The sequence below is a fragment of the Parasalinivibrio latis genome (assembly GCF_036825535.1).
In the GTDB taxonomy this organism is placed as follows: domain Bacteria; phylum Pseudomonadota; class Gammaproteobacteria; order Enterobacterales; family Vibrionaceae; genus Parasalinivibrio; species Parasalinivibrio latis.
In genome coordinates, this window is record NZ_CP098812.1 from 2,399,409 (window position 1) to 2,416,159 (window position 16,751).

A 16,751-nucleotide genomic window follows, 5' to 3' on the forward strand; every position below is an offset into this window, starting at 1 on the left:
CTTGTTAGCCCATGATGAGCGCCAGAACAAACACCGCGAATATCATCGCCGGAGCCGTGCGTTTCACAACTTCTATAGGAGAAATCCCTGCAATACCGGCACAGACGATGGTTACACCGGCAACAGGTGACATAGTCCGGCCCAATGACCCGGCTATCGCTGCCAGCATGCCAAGGTCAGGAATGGTGTAACCGATATCTGCAGCATGGGGAGTAACGGTTTCATTAAATGCATATGCCGCAGCATCACCGGAACCGGTCAGCACTGCCATCAGGAATGGACCCAGAGAGGCACCCCATTGGGCAATCTCATTGGAGGATTTGAGGATTTCAATAAACTCCCCAATCAAACCGGATACCTTCAGGCCCTCTGCAAATACGGAGGCCGCAATGATAATACCGATAACCTCACCATAACCGTTCGCCATACCGGAAAAGAACTCTTTACTCAATTTTGCCGGGTTCACCCGGGTTAGCAGCAGCGCGAGTAAACAGCCGATAACCATGGCCTGGGGTACACCTGTTTTCATCGCAGGGTAAAACGAGTTGCCCGCAAGCAGAATAGCCAGCGGTACGAACGGGCACAGAGCGTAAATAACATTGGGAGATGTTACGGCGTCTGGCCCTTCGTCTGCCGTTTCACTTATCCCCTCATACACATGATCTTTCAGGACCAGAGCCACGATGGTGACTCCTACAACACTGATCGCCATGACCGTCAGAGAAAAAGGTGAATGGTAGGCAATCATTTCAACCACTGTCATGTCCGCCATATTAGCAACGAAGGCATTGTGGGACATACCTGGACTCAACAGCGAACCAATGGTGCCTGCCAACACTGCGCCGGCAGCCATTGCCGGGTGAATGCCGGCCCTCATCATCAAGGGAATCAAAGTTGCACCGGCAGCCGCAGCACAGCCTGCAGCTGAGGGAATGGCAGTATTTATCATCAGCGTAGAAACAGTTGCCGCCGGGATAATCAAAACACCTACTTTGGTCAGTCCTTTTGAAAGGAGCTTTACCAAATGTTCATCACACCGGGTATAACGCATGACGAAAGCAAAACCCATACTGGCACAGATTGCCTGTATCAGGCTGCCGGAAGTCATCCGTTTGGCAAACGCATCCAGCGCCGCCATGGGGTCAAAAGAGAACAGGGCGAGTACCAAACCGGCGCCTATCAGCACCATCCGGGTCTCGAATTGTTTGAGTAGAAAATAGATTGTGGCGAGAACAACAAGCAACGAAACGAGTAAGCCAATATCCATAACGCAATCCTCATCAACAAATGACGATACCGCTAACTTGGTACTTATAATTACTGCTGTTTCTGAGAATTAAGCTATGCCTAAAAAAGCAACAAAACCTTGAAGTAAAACACAAATATCATACATGTGTTCGAATGAGTGTTTACTGATGAAAAAATAGCGACCTTCCCGGTCGCTATTCTGAAATTCTGGTTTTCTAATTCTTCCCGCTCGCTTCCGCAGAACATTCCACCATGCATTCGGTAATCTTCTTCTTCAACTCGTGGGTAGATATAGAGGAATTCCACTCCATCACTCGGTAATGTACTTCTACCTGTTGACCCAGATGAGCTTGAATAGTGTGTGAACAACTGACCAAAATCAGTTTCTTCAGGCGATTGGCAACCAGGCGAGCTCCGGTGTAATCCGTCCCCGGAAGAATAATACCGAACTCGTCCGAGCTGAAACGGGCTATAAAATCGCGGGGGCGGAAAAGCCCTCTTCGCATGCAACGAGTGATTCGACGCAGCATTTTGACTGTCGCAGCATGACCATAGGTCATCCGGTATAAACGCAAAGAGTCGATATTCATAATAATCACTGTGAGCTTGGCGTTGTCACGGCGCGCAGCCATCACTTCCTTGGTCAGTGAAATATTGAAGTGTTTCTGGTTCTGCAGGCCGGTTGTGGCATCGATTAGTGCAACAGTGCCAAGTTCATCACGCAGGCAGTAAGACTTGTGGGTATTTTTTACAGCCGTCCGGTACCAAAACGTCAATGAACGCTGAAGTAACACACAAAGGAGTACACCCGTCATCAGCAACATCGCGTCTATCTTAAACAGGTCGGTATGGTAATCCGGCGGCATGATAAAAAAGCTGCTGAACAAACCGCTGACCAGTCCGAGCCCAAGGCATAAATAAAGTGCAGGTGGGTAGCTGAAAAAGGCCAAAATGGTGGAAACCACAAAGATCACACCATAAATACAATAAGATGGCGTACTGCCATTCATTTTTAGCAGTGCCCCGATGGCTAACCAGGAAAGCGCACTTATTACTGCAACAGCGATGGAAACAGTCTGCCACTTAATAATTTTAGCTTCTGACACGCTCCAAACGACCAGACCCAAGCTGAACAAAATGCCGTACACAGAGGCAAAGTAGGAAAACAGATCATCAGCATCATGGCTGAAATAGTGTTCAACTCCCACCAAAATGGCTAACACATTAAGAATAATCAGTAGGAGTTTCCGGCCCTGCTCCTGCTGGATTTGATTTTGCCGGTCGACATATATGTCGCTTTCAGAGAGTTCTTGTTTACTTGGTATCATAGGGTCTGCGCAGCGTAAGGACTTAAGTCGAGTTGTTAGGACGACCACTTTCCCAGAACACTTAAACACTTTCGTGCATATTTTTGTCCCAGCTCCAAAACACCACAACCCCGGCAGAGCAGCTATACCTGATTACACAGCAATTCCTACCTGCACCGACCAAAAAAGGACATAAAATGAACAGGATTACGCTACCGGGGTTAATCCTCTGCTTTTTTACCCTGCCAGCCTTTGCCAACGAAGGCATCATTACGCTACAAAGCAAACACAATGTAGAAAATACTGTTGAACGTCTGTATGACGCACTTGGTGCTAAAGGCATGCGAGTATTTGCGGAAATTAAGCATGATGAAGGAGCAATGAAAGCCGGTCTTGCCCTGAACCCCACCCGGCTGGTTATTTTTGGCAACCCCAAGGTTGGTACCCCGTTGATGCAGTGCGATCAGAAAACCGGTCTTGACCTTCCGCAGAAAATGCTGGTCTGGCAAGACACTAACGGCCTGACATGGCTTTCCTACAATGACCCCGCTTACCTCGGCAAACGTCACCAACTGGAAAAATGCAAACCGGTTCTGGAAAAAGTGAAAAAAGCGCTGTCAGGCTTTGCAAAAGCGGCTACGGATTAAAGATCCTCTGTCACTCCACTTAGTAAGTTGGGATGAAGTTCCAGCAGCTTCCCCGCAATTTCATCAATCTGTTGACGCCCGGCCGAATCTCCCAGAAATCGGGCTGGTGGCTGGTCGATACCTATTTTGTGAATAACTTTCGCGGGAGATCGGCTCAGGAACCAGATCTCATCTGCCAGAGATATCGCTTCCCGAAGATCGTGGGTGACAAACACCATAGTGGTTTGCTGTTGATACCACATTTTAAGCAAAAGGTGACGAAGCTGATCAGCGGTTGGCGCATCAAGAGATGTGAAAGGTTCATCAAGCAGCATCAATCCGGGTTGGTAGACAAATGCTCGGGCAACACTGACCCTTCTCTGCATACCGCCAGAAAGTTGGGACGGGAAGGCATCGCGTTTGTCCAATATATCCATCGCATCAAGCGTGCTGTTAATATTGGGGTTACCCTTCCCGCAAACCAATTCCATATTCTCCAGCACTGTCAGCCAGGGCATAAGCCTTGGTGTCTGGAAAACATAGCCAATACTGGGATTCGGTTCCGGCAAGCTGCTCGCTTCAAAAATCACGTCGCCACTGGCTGAACATTCCAGCCCGGCTATCATATTGAGAAGCGTAGATTTGCCACAACCAGACGGCCCGATTACTGCTGTGATTTTTCCGGCTTCAATGGTTTCCCGTATTTCACCAATAACCATTTCGCCATTCCCATATCTTTTGTTATTGATGTTCAAAGTAACGGATATCATGCCCGCCCCCGGGATACGATGTTATCCAGCGGCCTGAAAATCACCGCCTCAAGCAGGAAAATTATCGCCACAAAGGCAAAGGTGTACGCCAGTATCCCGGCAATATCAAAGAACTGAAACATGGTATGAAGCTTAAAACCGACACCATTACTCCTTCCTATCAATTCCACCACCAGCACGATTTTCCAAATGAGGGATAGCCCGGTACGGGCAGATGCCATCATGTAGGGGTACAGTTGTGGCAGGAACACACGGAAGAAACGCGCAGGACGTGAAAGCTGGTACACCCGGGCAACATCCAGAAGCTCGTTATCCACCACCCTGGCACCTTCGCGAATCATGGCAACCACCATAGGGATTTTATTGAGTGCAACCGCGGTAACTGCTGCAGCTTCTACCAGCCCAATGCCCAGATAACACAACAGAATGGTAACCAGTGCAGGAATATTAAGGGTGAGAATCAACAAGGGGTCTGAAAGTTCATTTAACCGAGGAAAACGCCCCATCATAATTCCTAGAATCACCCCCAGGATCATCGAAATGATGAAGCTCAGCAATACCCTCCACAATGTCATGGAAAGATGGTAAACCATCTGTTCGTGGGTCAGTTCGTAGACAAGAGAATGAATGACCAGAATGGGGGACGGATAGTCGGGACTGCCAGTCACTGTTGCTGTCCACTGCCACAACAGCAACAATAACACTGGCAAAATATAGCGTTTGTAGTTAGGCAAATTCATACTCAGGCAGAATTACTCACCATCAAGTCGAACCGGTATCGCCGTTTAAGGGGCATTCCAGAATGTGCCCTCACTCAAGGTAGGTGACGCCCCCACCAGTGCTTGTCCTCCCTCTTTAGCCAAAATGTCGAAAATCTGGCTTGCTGCCTGTTCCTGAACAGTACCGAAATCACCGGCAAAGCCACGTCGGTATGCCTTTCGAAGCTCATTGAAAACCGCATCGGTTTTAGCTTTGGTCAGAGGACGGATAACATCCCATTCACTGTCTGACGTTCTCAATATTTCCCTCGCCTGGGAAGATGCATTCAAAAATGCTGACACCAATTTGGGGTTGGCTTGGGCCCATTTATCATCAAACACCCACCCAAGCATGGGCACCTGGGTTTTAATGCCAAGTCCGGCAACAATCTGGTCCAGGTTAATTACCGGTATGAAACCAGCCGCTTCCAACCGGGCACCGTAGTGCCAGAAGTTAATTCCCACCGGAACTTTGCCCTGTGTCATCAGTTTATTGAGAAGCGGAGGTGCAACAAACTGTTGTTCGGTAATTTCCCGGACATCCTTTTTATCCGTAACCCGGCAATAGGCCTGGTAAAGCAGCCAGGTTTTATCAACCGAGCCACCTGCAATACCCAGTTTTTTGCCGGCGACATCGCAGGGACTTTTCATTGGAATGTCAGATGCCGCATAGATCCCACCTGCTGTCGCTGAAGTCGGCGATATGGTGTAAGTTTTACCGGATGCCCGCTGGCGGCTTACCCACACCCAGTCAGAAAGGATAATGTCTACCGCATTGCCCTGTAGTGCTACAGAAGAGGCATTTTTGGACGCCAGTGGTACAACTTCCAGAGAAACACCGGCTTTTTGATCCAACTGGTGCCTTTTAATGACATCCATTTCCCAATTAATGGTGCCAAACTTCAGTACTCCGACCCTTACCGTAGGCAACTCGTCAGAAAAGCTGAACAAAGGCATTGTTATCAGAGCAATAGGTAAAATAACAGTTCGAAAAGCACGCAGCGCTATATTCCCAGTCATAGCAGATAACCTCTTGATTCCTTGAGGACATCTAAAACCCTAACCATAGAAAGTAGTACCCGCAATGCTACTTTGTGACGAAAAACAGCCCCTTCTTTAGAATAAGACGGGTATCTGGCCAGCCAATCCCAAAACCCTAACCCGCGGCAGAAATGGAATATTCACTTCCCCTGAACACGACAACGCCGGGGATTCCCCGGCGTTAGTTCTTGAAAAATCTTCCGTGTGGTTAGAGCTTCGCAGCTTCCACTCCTTTGATCTCAGGCCAGTTTCCGTCTGCGGTCTGGATATAGCCGTTGGTATCTGTCAGCCAACGTTCTTGTACTGATTTATCCAGGTTCAGGTACAACTTGCCATCCACGATTTTCCACGCTTCAGGATCGGTATCGAACTTTTTCTCCATTGCGACGCCGAATGCACAATATCCTCCATACTGAGGCGCGTACGCAGCCGGATCCTTACGGAAAGTATCGCGGTTATCAGCACTGGTAAAATGGAAGATCGCATTTTTGTAAGTTGCTGTGTACTGGTCATCACCTTTCACCGCTTTACTGTCGGTGAAGTAGGCTACCGGGTCATATCCCTTAATAGCCAGGTCATTAGCATCCGCACTTACATCAATATCTGCAGCAAATGCTCCTGCAGAAAAGCTGAGCAAACCGGCAACAGCCAGCGAAGTTAAAAGGCTTTTACGTTGAGTCATCATCTGTTCTCCATAACATAGCCCGACTACCTGCGGGCTTGAATTGTTTCGTTCACTAAATCGGCAAAACCGTTAATTGACAGCCCATATAATAGAAACGAGGGGAATCACGTTTCTGTCATTGCTGTCGTGCAGGCAGGAGAAATAATAGATAGGAATGACTGAACGATGAATGCTATAAAGTGTTTATAATTTGCTCCATCGTACAAAAATCAAAACCGCCTGAAGATAAAAGCCAACATAGGGAACCAAGGATGCTCGATGACTTAATGACACTCTTCCGGGTTGAAGCAGAGGTTTATCACAATGCAAAGGTTTGTGGGAACTGGACTATACGGGAAACCCATCCCGGACAAACGTGCTTCCATCTTGCAACGGAAGGAGAATGTGCCATCCAGTTACCTGGTGAAGAACGGCAAATCCTGAAAACAGGGGATTTGGTCATATTCCCACGGGAAATCCCTCACACCATGTGCCCCATCCAGCCTCTTGATGGTCATGAGGCCCACCTCCCTTACGATAACGACCTGCCCGGAACCGGCCTACTTTGTGGAAGGATGCTCTTCAGTCACCGTGGTTTTGAAGCAGTTCTGGATGCCTTGCCGGCGGTTATCATTTTGCGAAGGGAAGACATGCAAGGTTGGCTTGAGCCAGTATTTACTGTCATTAAAGCGGAATGCTACCGCTCGACATCACCAACAAGCGTGGTAATTAACCGATTGGCAGAACTCATTTTCATCATGGCCTTGCGCCACTTCATTAGTGCGTCAGAACAAAGCATTGGTCTTTTGTCAGTCTTGGCTGAACCCAAGCTGGCAGCAGTTTTGAAATGTATCCATGATTCCCCTACAGAACCCTGGACAATAGAAACCCTGGCCCACAAAGCCGGGCTCTCCCGTACAGCCCTTGCGAACCAGTTCAGGGCAAGCAGTGGCTGGACAGTGATGCAATATCTGGTGTGGTGGCGAATGCAGCTTGCCTGGGCAGCTTTGCAAGAAGGCAATGATGTAGCGTCTACGGCTGAAAAGGTCGGATACCGCTCTGAAGCTGCATTCTCCCGAGCATTCCAGAAAGCATTTGGTATCAGTGCCGGGGCTGTAAGGCGAAAGGGGAAAATATAAACCCAGTTGAATTATGACTAAAATAGCAGCCCAGATTTATACGTTATTTAGCACCGGGCTGAATTGATATTCCTCCGTTAGCGGCCGGATACACCCTCATCCAATGCATCAAATCGCATGATCTTGAATTCACCTTTAGTATCGTCTTTCCCACTATTTAATACCGGTGAACGATGGAGTTCATTGACCGTCACATAAATCTTGTGGTCCGGTCCATACGCAAAGCCATCCGGCCAGGAAATGTCATCGCGGGCATACAAGGTTTCATAATTACCATTCGGACGAATAACGCCGATGGAGTCATCAGTAATGGAAGTAACATAAACATTACCTCCACCATCGACAGTTGACCCGTCTGAAATAGGCTTGCTCCCGTAGTTTTCAACCCGCATTGCCAGCTCATCGTCCGTCAAAGAAAAATCAAGCAAGTCTGACGTTTTGATTCGATACATTGAAGAAGCCGTCATAGGCGCAAAATACACCCAGGTATCTGTTGGATCGACAGTAATTGGGTTTGCACCAATTTTCGCAGGCGCTTCACCAAGCATGACAACTTTACCGTCAATTACCATTTTCTTATCTTCCGGTCGTGTAAAGTCTGAACCCTCCAGAACCCTTCTTGCCTGGCCAGTATCTAAATTTACAACAATTAACGCGGAAGTATCAGCAGACGCAGTATCTGTAATATATATCGCTTCGTGGGTACGATCGACCGCCAGATCGTTGAGAAAAGAAGTGGGTTTGGTAATAGGCGCTCCCAAGTATACAACACGGTGAAGAGACTCATTTGTGGTATCCCAACCCACAATACGGCCACTGTGAGTTTGAGTTTGTGCGTCTAACATCCAAAGTATCCCCTGCCGATCTGCACGTAAGCCAAGGACACCATTTAGTCCCGGACCGTCTCCTTCGGGTATCTTTGCCCAATCACTATTGGGATACGGTGTAACAGCTCCTCCGGCTTTAACCTCTACGACCCTGATATCTTTACCATAGAATTCATGCACACTCATAAACATCCTACCCGACGGCGCAATTGCAATATTGCCGGGGGGTACCTCCGTTCCAAACGAATAGAGAGTTTCAATCTCCCCTGCGGGTATCCTTTCTGATGCCATCAAAGCTGAACTTGCCAAACCTGTGACAAATGCAGCACCAATTGAAATTAGTTTCCTTTTATTCATGTCTTACTCCATGATTAAAAAATGCCATTAACCCTAGGTGAAATAAAGTTGGCGCGTTAAAAACTTTATTCTTTCACTCAAGCCTACTCAATTAGGTAAATATCGAATGCAGGATTTGAAGATTTCGAATGTATAACATTGAAGATTTAAAGGCCTTTGTAGCAGTCATAGACAAACAGGGAATTACCGCTGCTGCAAAACACCTGAATCTGGCAGCGGCCACTGTCAGCCACAGAATCAGTAAACTGGAAAAACACTTAGGTGTTCAGTTAATTCACCGAGATAGCCGCCATTTTTCATCCACGTCAGAAGGTGATATTTTTTATCGGCGTATTCTCATTACACTGGCAAGCATTGAAGAAGCGGAAAGTGCAATTGGACTGGGAGAATCAAGTATTAAAGGTAATATATCCCTGACTCTTCCACCTTGGGTATTGGCGAAATATATAATCCCAAATCTACAACAGTTTTTATCTACGTACCCCGACATTTCTATTCAGTTTTACTCCACCGACCGTATGACCAATATTATTGAAGAAGGAATAGACGCAGCAATCCGTGTGGGGCAACTGGCAGACAGTAATTTGCTGGCACAAAAGCTGGCAGACAACGACCGCATTCTCTGCGCATCCCCGGATTATCTCATGCGTTACGGGACACCCGATTCTCCAGAAATATTGGTTCAGCACAATTGGGTTTGCTTACCATGGCAGGATACATGGGTGGTAAAAGACAAGAGTGGAAATGCACTTCCTGTAAAAGGTAACCGAAGGGTCACGGTCTCTGATTCAAATTCACTTACGGAGTCCGCTATTGCAGGCCTTGGGGTTACCATCAAATCCCGGCTGGCTATATGTGAAGCGTTAGCGGAAGGTACACTTGTAGAAGTAATGCCGAAACAACTCTTTAACGAAAAAGCACCGGTATGGCTGCTTCGTGCCCCTCAGGGAACCCGCTCACGCAAGCTGGCATTATTTTTTGAATTCATTAAATCTGCATTCCAGAACACCCCATATTAAAAAGCCCGCCGGTCTGGCGGGCTTGAATTACTTACCGGTACAGTGATTACTCACGATCCTGGTCAAAGTCACCATGGAAGTGACCGTGGTCAGCATCTTCCCTGCTGGCCGCTTTGATCTGATCACCTATACGGTGTTTCTGGGTAGGTGCTTCCAGACTACGAAGGCCAAACGGCTGCGCTTCAGCTTCCGGTTTAGGCGGGAACAACTGCTCACTCATCGCATAGTAGGTTGTCACATAGGAAAGTGACCGGGTATTGGTGACAAGAGCTTGGTGGCTCACGTTAGTGAAATCATCACACGCCTGGTGGTAACACTTGTCATAGGCCACACCGGCTTCACCGCCAAAGTCCACAGCTTCCTGCTCAGATTTCACACGCTCTGCACCGGTGAACAAACCACCAAATGCAACACCCCACTGAGCAAAACCGGCGTAGTCTGAACGGTTGGAAAGAGCCTGCGGTACGGTTTTTTCACCGGCGTTATCGAAGAACTCGTTGAACAGGCTTTCAATATCAGACGTACCATACGGCGGCTCAAAATCACCGGGATAAGCATTGTCTGGACTGTCCTTGGTATCAGACAAGTCTCCGTCCATCACACCGAAGATATAGTTAGGTGAGCCGATCATGTCGAAGTTCAGGTATAGCTTCACATTGTTCAGTTCACCATAACGTGCATCAACCAGCTCCCACTGCGCGTCTGTCAGTTGGGAGGGGTCATCCAGTCCAAGCTCATCCAGAATTTGCTGAACAGCCTCATCATAAATAGGTGAGAAAAGTTCGTCGGTGTAGTAGTTTGACCCCACCAACCCCGCTTCCTCTGCCGCCCACCAGGCAAACCGAACCTTGTTCTTTGGTTTCACCTTCATCTTTTTCAGTGCAGTCGCATACTCCAGCAAGCCTGCAGTGCCTGATCCGTTGTCGTTGATGCCCGGCCCTTCCGGAACAGAATCCAGGTGGGCTCCCAGCATAACTACCTGATCCGGATTTCCTTTCCGCGTTTCAGCGAGCAGATTATGCGTAACGATATTTTCATCTTTCACTGCGATAGCCAGCTCTGCAGAATATTCAGCGCCACCCTGCAGCGCATCATACCAGCCCTTACCCAGGTCGAACCTTGCACCGAATGCTGGGATGGTTACTTCGGTATCGCTGCCCAGCGTTCCGTTTACCACACCTTTGCGGCCGTCACTGTTCCCTTGGTTAAATACAATCACAGCAACAGCGCCTGCTGCCTCAGCGTTTGACGCTTTGGTATCAAAGGTACAGGCCCCACGTTGAATGACCGCAACCTTCCCACTGACGTCGACTCCGTCAAAGTCCGAAGCCTCACAGCCATCTGAACTGTCGTAATCCGGGGAATCAAAATCAAAATCGGGTGTAACAAAAGCGATAGGTGCACTGACAGTGCCATTGGACCCGCCGGAATATGACATGGCTGCATAGTCTGCCGGAGTATCATCATCTGCATCACGAATATGCACCAGCATTTGGCCATTAACTGCAAGACTTGTATTCGCAAGTTCGACCCAACTGCGAAAATCCAGTTCCTGCGTCCATACCTTGTAACCCATCTTGCGCATCTTTTTCTTGATGTACTCAATTGAGTTTTCATAGCCTTCTGAACCTGCTGCCCGGGTGGTTGATGAACCATCCTCGGTCGGTGTAGCACGTACCTCCAAATCGGTAAGAATTCTGACTAACCGTTTTTCTTTAACAGCCTGACTGACCTGATCTGCTACCCATCGCGGATCATCCCAAAGACAGCCGGCTAACAACGCCGAACTGACCGCGACAGTAACCACTGATTTATTAAATATTTTTTTGATAAGCATGTTGGTTTTCCCTGTTGAGTAACCGACAACAGTGAATCACCCAAATAATTAGACAGACAATCAATTCAATTCTCGAAAAAACCGAGAGATGATCTTTCTTCAAATTTCTTAATAGTTAGGTTAGACAAATTGCACGAAAGCTGTGATTTCGAGTCAGATATAAACAGATTTATTCACTATAAATTAAAGTAAATACTAAAATACATAACTACAAATAGAAAATTATTTGGTTGCTTATTCTAAATTATCCCTGAGATACAAAATGGAAAATGAATAATAACGCGTGACGAATAACATTAAAATTCTTTGGAAATCATCCTCTCGTTTAAATTTATCCCCTCAACCTAAAGTTTTCAGCAACCGCAATATAAGTTACATGTTTAAGACACTTTGATGTTATTCATGCCATGGTTAATTTTTGGCATAAAGTAATCCAGATTTTTTGTGCTTCAGCAGACCAGAAAACTGTATGCGCTAATGCGTCATTTCACACAGATCTTCATCTCCTTTTATTTCCGTTCGGTTAATTCCTTTGCTTAATAGATGTGTGTGCTGTCACAACTTCACAGGTATATTTCATATCGGGGTCAATATTCTTATCAGTGAGACACAGAAGTATGCAATTGGCAGGTTACCGTTTTAGATGATCTCATCGGAGGTCTTATCACCTAAAGGAGTAATAAATGAAAAAAACAGGGATAATTCTGCTCTCATTACTTCTGTGGCCGGTGTTTGGTTGGACATCTTCCAGCACCTCTTCCCTATCTTCATCAAAGGGATACACAGAAACACGTTACCCTATAATACTGGTTCATGGTCTGTTTGGTTTTGATAACATTGCAGGCATCGACTATTTCTACGGTATTCCCCGTGCGCTCAGCCGCAGTGGGGCCAAGGTCTATGTCGCTCAGGTTTCTGCTACCAACAGTAACGAAGCACGTGGGGAACAACTGCTTCGCCAGGTCAGAAAGATCAGGGCAATTACCGGTGCATCCAAGGTTAATCTCATTGGTCACAGTCAAGGTGCACCAACAACACGTTATGTGGCATCGGTTGCCCCCCAGTATGTAGCGTCCGTAACCACTATTGGTGGAGTGAACTTCGGTTCAGAATTTGCCGATGCCGTGCGTAAGTCGTTACGTCCTGGATCAGCCGGAGAAGCCTCAGTTGCTGGTGTAACCAAAGCATTTGCGTCGTTTGTCAGTGCCATTTCCGGTAGCCCTAACCTGCCACAGAATCCGGTAAAAGCATTGAACTCATTAACTTCCGCGGGTATGAAGAAATTCAATCGACGTTATCCTGAAGGCTTGCCTTCAAACCGTTGTGGCCAGGGGTCTCTTGTTGCAAGCAATGGCGTTTATTATTTTTCCTGGTCCGGGACAGCAAACAAAACGAATGTCCTAGATATTTCTGACATAGCCATGTCAGTGACAGGGAAGTTCTTCTCTGAACCCAACGACGGACTCGTGGGCCGTTGTGCGACACACCTTGGGCGGGTAATCCGAGACGACTACCGGATGAACCACCTGGATGAGGTAAATCAACTCCTCGGCATTCACCATGTGTTTGAAACGGATCCGGTAACACTTTACCGCCAGCACGCTAACCGACTGCAACAATACGGGTTATAAAATGAAGCCAGCCACTACAACACTACTACTGGTAGTAGCTGCTACCCTGGCAGTTTATATCTGGCAGGGCAAGCAGCCTGAACAGGTACAACAACTCCGAGCTGAGTCGCAACAGGATACGCGAATCGATACAACAACTCTCGGTGATACCCTCGCTTATTTCTCCTCAGCATTGGGGGAGGCAACCATGGAAGATATTGAGAAAAATGTAATGAACTTCGCCAGGCAGCAAGGTGAGACCATATTGGATGAAGAGCTCTTTGCCCGTTTTCAGGAATATAAAAAAGCATTAATGACCATTGATCCAGGTTACCAAACGACTTCACTGTCACTGGATGAGCTTTGGAGTCTGCACGATAAATTAATCGCTATGCAAGCCCGGTATTTCTCAATTGAAGAACAGGAAAGCCTATTTGGTGCCGAAAACAGGGAGCGTACCCAATCACTGGAGAAAATGGCTATTCGCGAGCAGTTTGACGATGAAGAAGCATTTCATCAGGCTTGGGAAGATGAACTTTTTCAGCATTCCCCAGAAGACGCTGCTGCTTACCGCCGACAGACACTACTATCCCGCCTGAATAAGAATGCAACCGGCGATACACAGGACACTCATCTCACGCGCGTGGAATTGGTTGGTGAGCAAGCCGCAGAACGGCTTCGGATACTTGACGAAGAAACGGCTCGTTTTGAGGAAACATTGGACGCTTACCTTCAGGCCAGGGTTGATATTCTTGACAACCTTTCACTGTCAGACGCAGAAAAAGAAGATTTGGTTTTAGCGTTGCGTAGCCAATATTTTGATGAAAGTGAACATCGCCGCATTAAAGCACTGGAGAATATTCGGGATCACTAATGCATGAGTATTTCACTGAATTTCGCTTTTTATATGGCAAATTTTCAAATCTCACTTATGCAATATGATGAATTTTATGGTGTTTTAATTGACCTTTCAATTGACAGAATACTTAATAAATTTATGATCACCCTTGAAAGCAGGAATCGCAGTTAGCAGGATTGACGGTGCAAAAAGTGTTGGTGGTAGAGGACAGCCTGCCATTTAAGAAGCTGTTGGAAAGAGAATTGTTCCATGGAGGGTACGAGCCAGTCGTTGCTACGTCAATTGCTGAAGCCGAAGCCATCCTGAATTCATCAACGGATTTCCTCTGTGCGATTCTTGACTATTGCCTTCCTGACGGTGCTGACGGAGAAGTTATCGATCTATGCCTGTCGATGAATATCAAGGTAATCGTCCTCACAAGCATCATGGACGACAGCACCCGCGAAAAAGTGCTGGCAAAGCCGGTTATTGATTACATTCCCAAAGACACCCGTGCCTGCGTGGATTTTATCGTCCCGTTGCTCCGCCGTCTGGAAAAAAACCATGGCCACAAAGTACTCGTTGCCGACGATTCCCTGATGGCGCGTCGCTATATAACCAATCTACTCGAACGGCAAAACTTGCGGGTTGTTGAAGCGTGTGATGGTTTGGAGGCACTTGAGTACCTGGAGTCAGACCCGGAAATCAGCCTGGTTATCTCTGATTACAATATGCCAAAAATGGACGGTATTGCCTTTATCAGAAGCGCACGCATGCGTCTTCGCCACCGTCGGCTGGCTATTATCGGCCTTTCTGCCAGCGACGAGCATGCCTTGACTGCAAAGTTCCTGAAAGTTGGTGCAAACGATTTTCTTACCAAACCACTCAACCAGGAAGAGTTTTACTGCCGCTTGCATTCCACCCTGAATGCGCTTGACGCAGAACGACAGGCTTTCCAGCTGGCCAACACAGATTATCTGACTGGTTGCTGGAACCGTCGTTATTTCTTTGAACACCCGATGACAAAGAAGCACAACCCGGATATGTGCCTTGCTATTTTGGATCTCGACAATTTCAAACACCTCAACGACGCTTTTGGGCACTTGGCTGGTGATCAAGTGTTGAAGTCTTTTGCCAAACTACTGACAGAACATTTCCCTGATGACCTGATTTGTCGATTTGGCGGCGAAGAATTCTGCGTGCTGACTGAATGCAACATCGCAGAATTTGAAAAACAGATGTTTAAGGTACTCAGTAAAGTAAGGGAAAAAGTGGTTCACTGGGGTGAGCACTACATCACTTTTACACTCAGCGCCGGAATTGCCACCGGGTCAACGGATATCCAACGCCTGCTACAGTATGCTGACAATGCCTTATACCGTGCTAAAACTGCTGGACGAAACCGAATCAAACTGGCCGTAACCAACCAGACTGTTTTAGAAATTGACTAATTCTCCCATACTCATCCTGTCACTTAAAAGGCCCCGCAAATCAGTGCAATACTAATACAAATACCTTTTAAAACCGGGGGACTGGTTTGCCGTATTCAAAGGGATTTACGTTAGTTGAACTCGTAATGGTCATTGTGATTTTGGGTATACTGTCTGTCACAGCAGCCCCCAAATTTCTTGATTTTTCTTCTGATGCGAGACGTGCAACCGTAAAGGGATTCCACGGCGCAATGTCAGCCCAGGTATCCATGCTTAATGCCACTGCAATGATCGCTGGAAAATCAGGGGATAACGTTACCGTCCAAACTGATTTCGGCCCTTACCAGTTCTGGCGCGGATACCCGGAGACAAAAAGTGAATCAACAAATCCCAACCGTTACTTCATACAGACATTTATAAACCTTGGCACACCAACAACAGAAACTGCTGATAACAGTTCCCGTCAAGCGACACACGGTGATGTAAACATTTATGAAAACAACACGCTTTCACGCATAGGTTATGGCACCGGAAATTTAGATGCCGGGAAGTGTTATGCGCAGTACCTGCATACAGGTTCAACGGAAGCAGTAACGTATATCGTTGATGGTTGTTGAAAAACTCTGACCCAGTATATACACCCCAATTCTTAAAACCTTATTTGATGCAATGCGATAATTCTCCTTATGGACTGAACAAAGATCACCCGGAGTAAAATTTGAGCACATCAAAGGGGTTCACATTAATCGAATTGGTCGTCGTCATCGTTATTCTTGGAATACTTTCGGTGACAGCAGCCCCCAAGTTTCTTAATTTTACGTCTGATGCCAAGAAAGCCACGATCAGCGGGTTTAAAGGTGTCATTTCTTCGCAACTATCGATGCTAAATGCAGTTGCAACTATTGAGGGTAAATTGGGGAATAACGTAACTGTTAATACAGATTATGGCCTTTTTCAATTCTATCGCGGATATCCAGAGCCAAAAAGTGAATCAACCGACCCTAATAAGTTTTTTGTACAGACTTTTATTGATCTTGGGCAGACGGATTCAGAAACGGCAACCAATGATCAGCGAACGGCGGTTCATGGTGACATCAATGTATTCGAAAACAATGATTATTCCCGTATCGGTTATGGCTCCGGAGATCTGGTGGCGGGTAAATGCTATGTTGAATATTTCCATTCAAGCTCAACAGAGAGCCTGAAAACAGTAACAGATGGCTGCTAAATTCACCGATTGTATTTTACTGACATGGTGTTTTTACACAGATTAATGCGTT

The 16,751-nt window shown here is 46.9% G+C and carries 16 protein-coding genes; 8 read left to right on the forward strand and 8 right to left on the reverse strand.

The window, feature by feature from the left end:
* Nucleotides 1-4: 4 nt before the first annotated feature.
* The gene (gene dcuC, locus NF212_RS11035; RefSeq protein WP_434355548.1) at nucleotides 5-1,267 is read right to left on the reverse strand and encodes a C4-dicarboxylate transporter DcuC; all 1,263 of its coding nucleotides are present in this window, start codon (nucleotides 1,265-1,267) and stop codon (nucleotides 5-7) included.
* A 196-nt stretch (nucleotides 1,268-1,463) separates the two neighbouring features.
* Nucleotides 1,464-2,576, reverse strand: coding sequence for a diguanylate cyclase (locus NF212_RS11040; protein ID WP_434355550.1), 1,113 nt, complete (start codon nucleotides 2,574-2,576; stop codon nucleotides 1,464-1,466).
* Between the two features lie 176 nt (nucleotides 2,577-2,752).
* Here NF212_RS11040 and NF212_RS11045 point away from each other — a divergent pair, with 176 nt between their 5' ends.
* A complete protein-coding gene (locus NF212_RS11045; protein WP_434355552.1) occupies nucleotides 2,753-3,202 on the forward strand; it encodes a DUF302 domain-containing protein in 450 nt (149 codons plus the stop codon).
* On the opposite strand, the gene NF212_RS11050 is transcribed toward NF212_RS11045, so the two are convergent.
* The 4 genes from NF212_RS11050 to NF212_RS11065 all read right to left on the reverse strand — a co-directional run bounded on the left by NF212_RS11050 (nucleotide 3,199) and on the right by NF212_RS11065 (nucleotide 6,432).
* A complete protein-coding gene (locus NF212_RS11050) occupies nucleotides 3,199-3,951 on the reverse strand; it encodes an ABC transporter ATP-binding protein (RefSeq protein WP_434355554.1) in 753 nt (250 codons plus the stop codon). The two genes, NF212_RS11045 and NF212_RS11050, sit on opposite strands and share 4 nt — an antisense overlap.
* Entirely contained in the window at nucleotides 3,948-4,691 is a 744-nt protein-coding gene (locus tag NF212_RS11055) for an ABC transporter permease (RefSeq protein ID WP_434355556.1), read from the reverse strand. Before NF212_RS11055 ends, NF212_RS11050 begins: the two co-directional genes overlap by 4 nt.
* Nucleotides 4,692-4,736: 45 nt before the next feature.
* Nucleotides 4,737-5,729 carry an ABC transporter substrate-binding protein gene (locus NF212_RS11060; RefSeq protein WP_434355558.1) on the reverse strand — a complete coding sequence of 331 codons (993 nt, stop codon included), beginning with the start codon at nucleotides 5,727-5,729 and terminating at the stop codon, nucleotides 4,737-4,739.
* Between the two features lie 229 nt (nucleotides 5,730-5,958).
* Complete coding sequence (locus tag NF212_RS11065) at nucleotides 5,959-6,432, reverse strand: YHS domain-containing (seleno)protein (protein WP_434360871.1); 474 nt, start codon at nucleotides 6,430-6,432, stop codon at nucleotides 5,959-5,961.
* Nucleotides 6,433-6,686: 254 nt separating this feature from the next.
* Here NF212_RS11065 and NF212_RS11070 point away from each other — a divergent pair, with 254 nt between their 5' ends.
* On the forward strand, nucleotides 6,687-7,553 hold the full coding sequence (locus NF212_RS11070) for an AraC family transcriptional regulator (protein WP_434355560.1): 867 nt from the start codon (nucleotides 6,687-6,689) through the stop codon (nucleotides 7,551-7,553).
* A 77-nt stretch (nucleotides 7,554-7,630) separates the two neighbouring features.
* Here the strand turns inward: NF212_RS11070 and NF212_RS11075 are convergent, their stop codons facing one another.
* Complete coding sequence (locus NF212_RS11075; protein ID WP_434355562.1) at nucleotides 7,631-8,737, reverse strand: SMP-30/gluconolactonase/LRE family protein; 1,107 nt, start codon at nucleotides 8,735-8,737, stop codon at nucleotides 7,631-7,633.
* Between the two features lie 128 nt (nucleotides 8,738-8,865).
* Between NF212_RS11075 and NF212_RS11080 the strand changes: the two genes are divergently transcribed.
* Entirely contained in the window at nucleotides 8,866-9,756 is an 891-nt protein-coding gene (locus tag NF212_RS11080) for a LysR family transcriptional regulator (RefSeq protein WP_434355564.1), read from the forward strand.
* A 46-nt stretch (nucleotides 9,757-9,802) separates the two neighbouring features.
* On the opposite strand, the gene NF212_RS11085 is transcribed toward NF212_RS11080, so the two are convergent.
* Nucleotides 9,803-11,593, reverse strand: coding sequence for a M20/M25/M40 family metallo-hydrolase (locus tag NF212_RS11085; protein ID WP_434355566.1), 1,791 nt, complete (start codon nucleotides 11,591-11,593; stop codon nucleotides 9,803-9,805).
* A gap of 683 nt (nucleotides 11,594-12,276) precedes the next feature.
* Between NF212_RS11085 and NF212_RS11090 the strand changes: the two genes are divergently transcribed.
* From NF212_RS11090 to NF212_RS11110, 5 genes are all read left to right on the forward strand, one after another.
* Nucleotides 12,277-13,224 (forward strand): esterase/lipase family protein, encoded by a 948-nt coding sequence (locus NF212_RS11090; protein ID WP_434355568.1) that lies wholly within the window; start codon nucleotides 12,277-12,279, stop codon nucleotides 13,222-13,224.
* Nucleotide 13,225: 1 nt separating this feature from the next.
* Entirely contained in the window at nucleotides 13,226-14,077 is an 852-nt protein-coding gene (locus NF212_RS11095) for a lipase secretion chaperone (protein WP_434355570.1), read from the forward strand.
* A gap of 167 nt (nucleotides 14,078-14,244) precedes the next feature.
* Entirely contained in the window at nucleotides 14,245-15,492 is a 1,248-nt protein-coding gene (locus NF212_RS11100) for a GGDEF domain-containing response regulator (RefSeq protein WP_434355572.1), read from the forward strand.
* 86 nt (nucleotides 15,493-15,578) lie between these two features.
* Nucleotides 15,579-16,088: a type II secretion system protein gene (locus NF212_RS11105; protein WP_434355574.1), complete on the forward strand. Its 510-nt coding sequence runs from the start codon at nucleotides 15,579-15,581 to the stop codon at nucleotides 16,086-16,088.
* 101 nt (nucleotides 16,089-16,189) lie between these two features.
* On the forward strand, nucleotides 16,190-16,699 hold the full coding sequence (locus tag NF212_RS11110; protein ID WP_434355576.1) for a type II secretion system protein: 510 nt from the start codon (nucleotides 16,190-16,192) through the stop codon (nucleotides 16,697-16,699).
* The last annotated feature ends 52 nt before the right edge of the window (nucleotides 16,700-16,751 follow it).

Excerpts from the sequence above, each read along its gene's own strand:
- dcuC (WP_434355548.1), bottom strand. The coding sequence starts at position 1,267 with ATGGATATTGGCTTACTCGTTTCGTTGCTTGTTGTTCTCGCCACAATC.
- NF212_RS11040 (WP_434355550.1), bottom strand. The coding sequence starts at position 2,576 with ATGATACCAAGTAAACAAGAACTCTCTGAAAGCGACATATATGTCGAC.
- NF212_RS11045 (WP_434355552.1), top strand. The coding sequence starts at position 2,753 with ATGAACAGGATTACGCTACCGGGGTTAATCCTCTGCTTTTTTACCCTG.
- NF212_RS11050 (WP_434355554.1), bottom strand. The coding sequence starts at position 3,951 with ATGATATCCGTTACTTTGAACATCAATAACAAAAGATATGGGAATGGC.
- NF212_RS11055 (WP_434355556.1), bottom strand. The coding sequence starts at position 4,691 with ATGAATTTGCCTAACTACAAACGCTATATTTTGCCAGTGTTATTGTTG.
- NF212_RS11060 (WP_434355558.1), bottom strand. The coding sequence starts at position 5,729 with ATGACTGGGAATATAGCGCTGCGTGCTTTTCGAACTGTTATTTTACCT.
- NF212_RS11065 (WP_434360871.1), bottom strand. The coding sequence starts at position 6,432 with ATGACTCAACGTAAAAGCCTTTTAACTTCGCTGGCTGTTGCCGGTTTG.
- NF212_RS11070 (WP_434355560.1), top strand. The coding sequence starts at position 6,687 with ATGCTCGATGACTTAATGACACTCTTCCGGGTTGAAGCAGAGGTTTAT.
- NF212_RS11075 (WP_434355562.1), bottom strand. The coding sequence starts at position 8,737 with ATGAATAAAAGGAAACTAATTTCAATTGGTGCTGCATTTGTCACAGGT.
- NF212_RS11080 (WP_434355564.1), top strand. The coding sequence starts at position 8,866 with ATGTATAACATTGAAGATTTAAAGGCCTTTGTAGCAGTCATAGACAAA.
- NF212_RS11085 (WP_434355566.1), bottom strand. The coding sequence starts at position 11,593 with ATGCTTATCAAAAAAATATTTAATAAATCAGTGGTTACTGTCGCGGTC.
- NF212_RS11090 (WP_434355568.1), top strand. The coding sequence starts at position 12,277 with ATGAAAAAAACAGGGATAATTCTGCTCTCATTACTTCTGTGGCCGGTG.
- NF212_RS11095 (WP_434355570.1), top strand. The coding sequence starts at position 13,226 with ATGAAGCCAGCCACTACAACACTACTACTGGTAGTAGCTGCTACCCTG.